At 63.4% G+C, this 9,050-nt stretch carries 12 protein-coding genes; 3 read left to right on the top strand and 9 right to left on the bottom strand.

The genetic code is table 11. The annotated features are described in order from the left end of the window. Window positions 1-362 precede the first annotated feature (362 nt). Entirely contained in the window at window positions 363-1,061 is a 699-nt protein-coding gene (locus tag AC0L2B_RS24195; RefSeq protein ID WP_023797057.1) for a DUF1013 domain-containing protein, read from the top strand. A gap of 203 nt (window positions 1,062-1,264) precedes the next feature. Here AC0L2B_RS24195 and AC0L2B_RS24190 read toward each other — a convergent pair whose 3' ends face one another. The 5 genes from AC0L2B_RS24190 to AC0L2B_RS24170 all read right to left on the bottom strand — a co-directional run bounded on the left by AC0L2B_RS24190 (window position 1,265) and on the right by AC0L2B_RS24170 (window position 3,420). After that, on the bottom strand, window positions 1,265-1,984 hold the full coding sequence (locus AC0L2B_RS24190) for a helix-turn-helix transcriptional regulator (protein WP_023797058.1): 720 nt from the start codon (window positions 1,982-1,984) through the stop codon (window positions 1,265-1,267). Between the two features lie 70 nt (window positions 1,985-2,054). Next, complete coding sequence (locus AC0L2B_RS24185) at window positions 2,055-2,180, bottom strand: hypothetical protein (protein ID WP_473747103.1); 126 nt, start codon at window positions 2,178-2,180, stop codon at window positions 2,055-2,057. Next, window positions 2,177-2,464 carry a hypothetical protein gene (locus tag AC0L2B_RS24180; RefSeq protein WP_473747102.1) on the bottom strand — a complete coding sequence of 96 codons (288 nt, stop codon included), beginning with the start codon at window positions 2,462-2,464 and terminating at the stop codon, window positions 2,177-2,179. The genes AC0L2B_RS24185 and AC0L2B_RS24180 overlap by 4 nt, the downstream gene beginning before the upstream one ends. Window positions 2,465-2,565: 101 nt before the next feature. Continuing rightward, window positions 2,566-3,168, bottom strand: coding sequence for a DJ-1/PfpI family protein (locus AC0L2B_RS24175; protein ID WP_128246005.1), 603 nt, complete (start codon window positions 3,166-3,168; stop codon window positions 2,566-2,568). Window positions 3,169-3,252: 84 nt separating this feature from the next. After that, entirely contained in the window at window positions 3,253-3,420 is a 168-nt protein-coding gene (locus AC0L2B_RS24170) for a hypothetical protein (RefSeq protein ID WP_023797061.1), read from the bottom strand. 257 nt (window positions 3,421-3,677) lie between these two features. Here AC0L2B_RS24170 and AC0L2B_RS24165 point away from each other — a divergent pair, with 257 nt between their 5' ends. Continuing rightward, on the top strand, window positions 3,678-4,649 hold the full coding sequence (locus AC0L2B_RS24165) for a ring-cleaving dioxygenase (RefSeq protein WP_473747101.1): 972 nt from the start codon (window positions 3,678-3,680) through the stop codon (window positions 4,647-4,649). A gap of 75 nt (window positions 4,650-4,724) precedes the next feature. After that, window positions 4,725-4,886 carry a hypothetical protein gene (locus AC0L2B_RS24160; RefSeq protein ID WP_023797063.1) on the top strand — a complete coding sequence of 54 codons (162 nt, stop codon included), beginning with the start codon at window positions 4,725-4,727 and terminating at the stop codon, window positions 4,884-4,886. 41 nt (window positions 4,887-4,927) lie between these two features. Here AC0L2B_RS24160 and AC0L2B_RS24155 read toward each other — a convergent pair whose 3' ends face one another. The 4 genes from AC0L2B_RS24155 to AC0L2B_RS24140 form a co-directional block, all read right to left on the bottom strand. Continuing rightward, entirely contained in the window at window positions 4,928-5,659 is a 732-nt protein-coding gene (locus tag AC0L2B_RS24155) for an SGNH/GDSL hydrolase family protein (RefSeq protein ID WP_473747100.1), read from the bottom strand. Between the two features lie 114 nt (window positions 5,660-5,773). Beyond that, the gene (locus AC0L2B_RS24150) at window positions 5,774-6,514 is read right to left on the bottom strand and encodes a DUF899 domain-containing protein (protein ID WP_473747098.1); all 741 of its coding nucleotides are present in this window, start codon (window positions 6,512-6,514) and stop codon (window positions 5,774-5,776) included. Between the two features lie 137 nt (window positions 6,515-6,651). Beyond that, window positions 6,652-7,677, bottom strand: a complete 1,026-nt coding sequence (locus AC0L2B_RS24145) for a class I fructose-bisphosphate aldolase (RefSeq protein WP_473512207.1) — start codon at window positions 7,675-7,677, stop codon at window positions 6,652-6,654. Between the two features lie 167 nt (window positions 7,678-7,844). Further along, window positions 7,845-9,041, bottom strand: coding sequence for a phosphoglycerate kinase (locus AC0L2B_RS24140; protein WP_473512206.1), 1,197 nt, complete (start codon window positions 9,039-9,041; stop codon window positions 7,845-7,847). Between the last annotated feature and the right edge of the window lie 9 nt (window positions 9,042-9,050).

The raw sequence follows: 9,050 nt of genomic DNA, 5'->3' as shown, positions 1-9,050 counted from the left end.
GCCCGGTTTCCAACATCGATCAGCCCACATCGGCGGCGGCTTGCTCTCCCAAAGCAGGTCGCCGCTACCGAAGCGAAATGTGGATGAAACATGTTCCCACTAACAGTCGGCAAATGCCGACAGAAGGACGTTTTGTTGCCCGGGCTAGCGGCCGCGGCCGCTGAGCGGCTCACCGAAGGCGCGATGCTGAAGCCGACAAGGCTGCCTTGACAGGTTCGATATCTCCCGCCATCTCGCGACCACCTTCCAAAAACGTTGCGGAACGGCAACGGAGCGGCTATATAAACCGCGATTTTCCCATTTTGGTGGCTCTAAAACCACCGCCCGCGCGGGAACGCGGGCGAACGAGAAGGATATTTGCAATGGCCAATACGCTGCTGATGCCCAAGGCGACCGCCGTCTGGCTGGTTGACAACACCGCGCTGTCCTTCGAGCAGATCGCGCAGTTTTGCGGACTGCATCCGCTCGAGGTCAAGGCGATCGCCGACGGCGAATCGGCGCAAGGCATCAAGGGCATGGACCCGATCATGACCGGCCAGCTGAGCCGCGACGAGATCGCACGCGCCGAGAAGGATCCGAACCATCGGCTGAAGCTGTCAGACCCCAAGGTGCGGGTGCCGGAATCCAAGCGCAAGGGTCCGCGCTACACGCCGCTGTCGAAGCGCCAGGACCGGCCCAACGCCATCCTCTGGCTGGTGCGCAACCATCCCGAGTTGAAGGACGCGCAGATCGCGCGCCTCGTCGGCACCACCAAGTCGACGATCGACCAGATCCGCGACAGAAAGCACTGGAACTCAGCCAACCTGCAGCCGATGGATCCGGTGACGCTGGGGCTCGCCTCGCAGATCGACCTCGACATGGAAGTCAACCGCGCCTCGCGTGGCCGCGAACAGGCACAGCCGGCCGGCGACACGCTGCTGCCGGCGGCATTGACCGAGCGCCTCGTGCCGGCGCCGGAGAAGCCAAGGGACGAGGATGCGGAACTCGACGCCAACGCCGTCTTCGCCAAGCTCTCGGCGCTGAAGTCGAAGGACGAGGACAAGGACGACGAGGAGGGCTGAGGCGCCTCTTCCTTCTCCCCTTGTGGGAGAAGGTGGATCGGCGCGCAGCGCTGAGACGGAAGAGGGGTGTTGGAAGAAATGAGGCGTCGGCGTTCCCTGGAACAGCCCTCATCCGGCCGCGGAGCCTGTCCTCGGGCTTGCCGGAGGCAAGACCCGTGGGCGGCCACCTTCTCCCACAAGGGGAGAAGGAAGAGGCGCCGCGCCTAGGTTCGCGCGGCCCGGTCCGGCGCCATGCCGTAGTCCTCGCTGCGTTCCACCGCACGGTAAAAATCGGCGAGCTGCTTGCCGCGCTCCGGCTTGAAGACGCGGCCGGCTATGACCACTGAAGCAATGCGGTCGATGCGGAAAGCGCGAAAATCGTCGCGCATCTCGCACCAGGCGACCAGCGTCCACACCTTGCCCCAGAACCACAGGCCCAATGGCCTGATGTCGCGCACGGTGCTGCGGCCTGCTTCGTCGGAGTAGTCGATGGTCAGCACCTGGCGTTTTTCCACCGCGCGCTCGATCAGGTCGATTGCTTCGCGGGCGGCGTCGCTCACCACCCACATCGGCGTGTGGATCTCGGTGCGGGCGATGCGGTCCTTTTCGGCATCGGGCAGCACGGCTCCGATCTTGACCAGCGCCTCGTCGGCGGCCCGCGCCATGGCAGCGCCGCCAAATGCTCGCACCATGCGGGCGCCGGCGACCAGAGCGACGATCTCGTCACGCGTGAACATCAGCGGCGGAAGGTCGAAACCCTCCCTCATCATGTAGCCGACGCCGGCCTCGCCGTCGATCGGCACGCCCGTCGACTGCAGGTCGGCGATGTCGCGGTAGATGGTTCGCTCGGAAACCTCGAGCCACGTGCCCAGCTTCTGGGCGGTGACCAGACGGCCACCGCGCAGATGCTGCACGATCTGAAAGAGCCTGTCGGCGCGGCGCATCGTACGGTCCCTCGATGTTGTTTTTAGCCTGTCGTTGTCCCCAAACCGGTTCCAACTTTCGGGCGATGCATTATGGCTCAAGCCCTTCGCGCTTGCGCTGCGCGGCGACGAATGCCGCGCCGAAGGACAACTTCCCTGTTGTCGGCGTCTTTGCATCCAGCACCCGCCAGAACGGTGTGATGTCGCTCAGCGTCATGCCACGTTCCAGATCCTCGTTCGCGGCTCGGCGATAGTGCGCAGATGATAGCCGATGGTGACCGGACATGTCACTTCGGCGCCATGCTCAATGGCGAGCGCGGCGCGCAACGCGCGGATATCCATGGGCACGCCCTCTGGAATGGAGCGAATGAAATCATCGACCTGCCGAGCCGTCGGCACCAGCATCGGCTGGCCCTCGACGACGTCGCCAACAGTCCGCGGCGTCGGCTTGATACCGTTGATGCCCGGCGTGTTCAGCCTGTCGTTCCAGCTCTTTACCATGCGTCACCTAGACGAAGAGCCCGAAGCTGTTGCAGGGATGAAGGCCATGTCTGTCTCCTGGTACTTTCGAAGTATTGCACGCCGCTCCTGACACCATACTGTCAGGAGGCTTCAGCATATTCCCCTTCTGCATACTCCTTGGCGAACAGCGTGCGCATCTCAGCGAGATCGCTGCTTCTCTGGGGATAGAGCGTCTTCAAATAGGCAAGAGCAAAGGTGCCGGGAGCCGAACCCGGCGCGGACACGATGCGACCGTCGGCGACGGCATAGGGCACGTCCTGATAGTTCTGGGCGCCCGGATAGCCCGGTTCCTTTTCGTTGATCCAGTCACGACCATTGCTGGTGTGTTTGGCGTTGCCGAACAGGCCGGCACGCGCTAGTGCCAGCGTGCCCGCGCAGATGCCGCCGACCACACCGCCGCGCGCTGCGACGGCTGTCAGCAGTGCGGAGACGTCAGGCGGAGCATCGACCCACTGGTCGGAGCCGATGACCGCGACGGCGTCAAGATCGGTGTTTTCATCAACCGCGGTGGAGCGGTCCGGCGTCAGCATAAATCCGCTGGCCGAAGTCACCGGTTTGCCGTTCGGCGCCAGCGAAACCGCGCGTGCGCCGAACCATTCGACCGCCGAAGCCGCCAGCAGCCCGTATTCCCAGTCGGCGAAGCGATCGATGAAAAGAACGCCGATAGTTTTCTGTTCGGACATTTGCTGCTCCGTCTTTCGGTCCGCCGGACCTGTTTATCTGGGCGCGTGGCGTCCGCATGCAACCGCTGCTGCGATAAAATCGCCTCAATGGCCGCGGCGGTGGCGGCAATCATAGTTATCCGGCCAACCGATGTCCTTGCGGATGCTCTGCGGCAACCCGTTCATGAAACGCCGGGTGCGGATCTCGTTGCGCATCGTCCGGATCTTGCCGACATAGTGCTGAACGCTACGCAGAATGGTAAAACCGTTCATGGCTAGTCTCCTCTCTTTCGATGGAGACACTATCGCACAGCCCTCCTGACAGCAGTCTGTCAGGAGGCTGAGCGGTCTTTGGTGAGCGTGCCAGGTTTTGCCGGTTCTGATCCGTTTGCCCGAGTGAAGCAGGCTTTCTGGTCGCCGGGATCAAGTCTTTCATCTGCCAACGACGGACCGTCGGAATCCGCAGCAGCGACAGGGCCGGGGTTCTGATATCTAAGGAGAAAAATTTTCCAGAGATCAGGGAGATGACAATGAGCCTGCAACTGACAGGAATTCACCATCTGACCGCAATCACGGCCAATGCACCCGGAAACCTTCGTTTCTACACCAGGACCCTGGGCCTGCGACTGGTCAAGAAGACGGTCAATCAGGACGACACGTCGGCCTATCACCTTTTTTATGCCGACGCCGAGGCGACGCCTGGCACCGATCTTACCTTCTTCGATTGGCCGGTCGGACGCGAGCGGCGCGGCACCAACAGCATCGTGCGGACCAGCCTGAGGGTCGCCAGCCCTGAAAGCCTTGTCTGGTGGAAGCAGCACCTGCCCGGCGAGACCCTCGCGACGGAAGAGATCGGCGCGACGGGAGAGATCGGCGATATCGGCGGCTACCCGTCGCTGGACTTCGAAGACCCGGAAGGCCAGCGCCTGCGTCTCGTCAGCGATGGCGGCAAGGGCGACAGTCATCCCTGGGCTCGAAGCCCGATCCCCATCGAGCACCAGATACGCGGGCTCGGACCTATCGTCGTCAGCGTTCCCGACATCACCAATACTGAAACAGTGCTGACCAGGGTGATGAACATGCGCAAGGCGAGAAACTATGCCTCGCCGGATGGTCAGGGCCAGGTTCACGTCTTCGAGATGGGAGAAGGCGGCCCGGCGGCGGAGATTCATGTCGCCGTGCAGCCGGGCCTTGCGCCGGCACGGCAGGGCGCCGGTGCGGTCCACCACGTCGCATTCAGGGCGCCGGACCAGGAGATTTTGCATCAATGGACGGCGCGGCTGGCCGAATTCCGCCTGCCGTCAAGCGGTGAGGTCGAGCGATACTACTTCCGTTCGCTCTACTTCCGTGAGCCGAACGGCATATTGTTCGAGATTGCCACCGACGGCCCGGGATTTACGGCCGACGAGCCGCTGGAAACGCTGGGCGAAAGGCTGGCCTTGCCACCGTTCCTCGAACCGAAACGGGCTGCGATCGAGGCCGGTCTCAAGCCGCTGGCATAATATCTCTCAGCGTTATGGCGATCTGGTGCCAGCGGAGCGCTTTGACAGCCGACCGCAACGCTGATCAAAAGCGGCATGTCGAAACTTCTTGCGCTCGTTATCGTCGCCATGATGGTCATCCAGCTGATCAAGCCGCTTGGCTGGCCGGGGCTGAAGCGGCGCAGCGATTTCTGGAAGCTGGCGGTATTGGCGATGGCGGCGATTTCGATAACAGCGGCGCTGGGTCATTGGACGTAGGGCTGGGGACGTAGGGCTGGGGACGTAGCGCTGGCGGGCCGCTATGCGAGGCGTGGTTCGTTGGCCAGCACCAAATCGACCAGATGTTCCGCCCAGGCCCGGTAGCCGGCTTCCGAGGCATGAAATCCGTCGGAGGCAAAACCGGCTTCGGCATTGGTGATCGGCAGGCGCGGCGCCGGCACAGCCCCGCGTTCGAGGCAAAGGCGCTCGCCCATCCGGTTCATCTCGGCGGCGCGGATTTCCAGGATCTTTCCGAGCAGCGGCGGCATTGCCGGTGCGCGGGTGAATTCCAGCACCGGCGACCACACCACGCGCGCCTCCGGCCATTTGGCGCGCAGCGCGTAGAGCAGGCCGCCAAAATCGCTTTTGAAGCGTGGCACCGAGTGAAAGTTCTTGGTGTCGTTGGTGCCGACGGCGAGCACGATATGCGTCCAAGGATCGGCCGACAGATTGGGCAGCACATGATCGCGGATCTGGCCTGAGGTCGCCGAGTTGAAGCCGGCTGCCCGCCAGCGCACCGCGCGGCCGGTGCGTTTCGAGATCAGCTCGGCCAGTTGCGCGGCCAGCCCGTATTCGGAATTGCCGATGCCGACCGAGGCGGCGGAAGAATCGCCAAGCATCAGCAGCGAGATCGCCGGCGCTTGGCCCGAAATCCCGTGCATGACCGGACCTTGCGCCGGCAGCATGCGGCTGGTGCGGCGGCGCACGCCGAGTCCCTGCCAGACATAGACCGGAAAGGCGAGCCAGGTGAGGAGGGCAAGAAAGCGCTGCATCGCACACCGTTAATGGGGCCAACCGCTAATGGGTAAGTCCGTCAAAGGGCATAGCTAGCAGCACTTAGCGCATATCAGGCCAGAGGCGAAAGACCTTGCGTCGACGGTCCGTCATCAATGGCAGCAGGCGTCCTGCATTTCGTGCCTGCCCGCATATTCGTCGTGCAGCCGCACCCAGTCCATCAGGCTGTGATAGGGACCGGTCTCGTTGCGGCCCTTCGGCGTCAGGTCGAGATAGTGATAGGCACCGATCAGCGGATCGCCGCCCCTGGAGCGCGACATGAAGGTCAGGAAGATGTCGCCGTTCTCATCCCTGTAGAACACGCTGATGCCGGGAAGGTCCTTCGATTTCAGCGCGCGCTGCTCGAAATTATAGGTCGTGTCGCCGGATGCGATCTGCTTGTCGGTGAAGGAAACCTGCATGTCGAAGTTGAAGTCCGAGGCGTAGGACGACACCCAGTCGAATTTCCAGCCCATGCGCTGTTTGTAGGGCAGAAATTCGGCCAACGGCGCCCGCGAGATCACGACCAGCGACACATCATGGTGCTTGAGGTGCTGGTTGGCGCCGTCGATGTGATCGGCAAGGAAGGAACAGCCTTCGCAACGGTAGTCGGCGCCCGGCCCGAACATGAAGTGGTAGACGATCAGCTGGCTCGCGCCTCCGAACAGGTCGGCCAGTTTCTTCGGGCCCTGTTCGGTCTCGAAGACATAGTCCTTCCGCATCTTCAGCCAAGGCAATTCCCGCCGTTCGGCAGCGATGCGGTCGCGAAAACGCGTCAATTCCTTCTCGCGGGCCAGATGCGCCTTGTGCGCCTGGAACCAGTCTTGCTGTGAAACGATCTTTTTGTTTGGCATCAGCCTGCTCCTCGTTGAGCCCCAAGGACGTTCGGGCTCAACGCAAGCCGACACCGGAATCGCATTTTCATGGAGCATTTTGGAGCAGATGGAACCCGGACACATGGCCCGGGTTCGGACGAAGTTAAAAAGATCGGTCAGGCGGCCTGTTCCAGCTCCGGCTGCCATTTGCCAAGCGCTGCCAGGTGGTTCATGTGGGCGCGGTGGGCGAAGGCTGCCTGGGCAGCGGCGACGTTGGCCGCCTTGCCGCTCCATGCCTTCTGTGGCGCCGCCTGCAAGGCGCGGCCATAGGAGAAGGTCAGCTTCCATGGATGCGGGCCGATGGCGTTGATGGCGTTGAGGTTGGCGGTCGCCTCCTCATCCGATTGCCCACCGGAGAGAAAGGCGATGCCGCCAATCGCTGCCGGCACCGTCTCGCGGAACAGTTTTATGGTCTTTTCGGCGACTTCCTCGGGGCTGCTGGTGCTGCCGGACTTTTTGCCTGCGAGAACCATGTTCGGCTTCAGAATGGTGCCTTCAAGGACGACGCGGGCGGCGTAGAGCTCGGTGTAGAGTTTCGCCAGCGTTGCCTTGCTGATCTCGTAGCAGGTGCCGATGTCGTGGGCGCCGTCCATCAGCACCTCCGGCTCGACGATCGGCACGATGCCGGCCTCCTGGCAGAGCGCCGCATAGCGGGCGAGCGCATGGGCGTTCGAGCCGATCGACGTGGCGGAGGGCACGCCCCTGGCGACGTCGATGTCGATCACCGCACGCCATTTGGCGAAACGGGCGCCGAGCTTGTAATAGTCGGCGAGCCGCTCGCGCAGGCCGTCGAGGCCTTCGGTGATGGTGTCGCCGGGGTACCCGGCCAGCGGCTTGGCTCCGGCATCGACCTTGATGCCTGGAATGGCGCCGGTCGCCTTGATGATGTCGACCAGCGGCGTGCCATCGGCGGCTTTCTGGCGAATGGTCTCGTCATAGAGGATGACGCCGGAGATGTATCTGGTCATCGCCTCCCTGGCGCGGAACATCATCTCGCGATAGTCGCGGCGGCTGTCGGCGGTCGATTCGACGCCGATGACGTCGAAGCGCTTCTTGATGGTGCCGGAACTCTCGTCGGCGGCCAAAAGACCCTTGCCGTCGGCCACCATCGCAGCGGCAATGTCCTCGAGTCGTTCGCTCATTGTGCATCCTCCTGAACCGGTTGTTCCAAACAGTGTGAAAATCCGGGCTAGCAGACCACTAGAGCAAAGCAGGTTCAAGTCGAACCATTCCAAGCGGAAAGCTCGAATCGATTGAAACGCGCAAACGCCCCTGTTCGCCTGTTGCCCAGGGCCCAGGGCCTAGGGCCTCAGCGCTTCAGCACGTCGACACCGGGCAACGGCTTGCCCTCCATCCATTCCAGGAAGGCGCCGCCGGCGGTCGAGACATAGGTGAAGTCGTCGGCGACGCCGGCATGGTTGAGGGCGGCCACCGTGTCGCCGCCACCCGCCACCGAGATCAATTTGCCGGCCTTGGTGCGGGCCGCGGCGTGCCTGGCCGCCGCCACCGTCGCCCGGTCGAACGGCTCGATCTCGAAGGCGCCGAGCGGGCCGTTCCAGACCAGCGTCGCGGCGCGGTCGATCCAGTCGGCAACGGTCTTCACGGTCTTTTCGCCGACATCGAGGATCATGGCGTCGGCCGGCACCTCTGATATGGCGACGGTTTCGCTGGCGGCGCCCGCCTTGAATTCCCTGGCGACGACACCGTCGACCGGCAGGATGACGGCGCAGCCGGCTTCGGCCGCCTCGATCATGATCTGCTTGGCGGTGTTGGCGAGATCATGCTCGCACAGCGATTTTCCGACGGCGGTGCCGCGCGCGGCGAGGAAGGTGTTGGCCATGCCGCCGCCGATGACCAGCGCGTCGACCTTCTTCACCAGATTCATCAGGAGGTCGATCTTGCTCGAGACCTTGGCGCCGCCGACGATGGCGACGACAGGGCGGACGGGATTGCCGAGGCCCTTTTCCAGCGCGTCGAGCTCGGCTTGCATGGTACGGCCGGCGAAGGCCGGCAGCAGCTGCGCAAGCCCTTCCGTCGACGAATGGGCGCGGTGGGCGGCGGAAAAGGCGTCGTTGACGAAGATGTCGCCATTGGTGGCCAGCTTTTCGGTGAAGGCCGGGTCGTTCTTCTCCTCGGCCTTGTAGAAGCGGGTGTTTTCGAGCAGCAGCACGTCGCCGTTGTTCATGGCGGCGACGGCGCTCGCGGCCTTGTCGCCGATGCAATCGGCCGCGAAGCCGACAGGGCGGCCAAGCACCTCCGCGGCCGCCCTGGCGATCGGCTCAAGCGAGAATTCGGGCGAAGGTCCATCCTTGGGCCGGCCGAAATGAGCAAGCAGGATGACCTTGGCGCCCTTGCCTGAAAGCTCGGCGATGGTCGGCGCGATGCGCTCGATGCGGGTGGCGTCGGTGACCTTGCCGTCGGCGACGGGAACGTTGAGGTCGACGCGCACCAGCACGCGCTTGCCGTCGATATTGCCGATGTCGTCCAGTGTCTTAAAGCCGGCCATGCTGTTCCC

This window comes from Mesorhizobium sp. WSM4815 (assembly GCF_055811575.1).
This window is presented reverse-complemented; position numbering and strand designations above follow the sequence as displayed.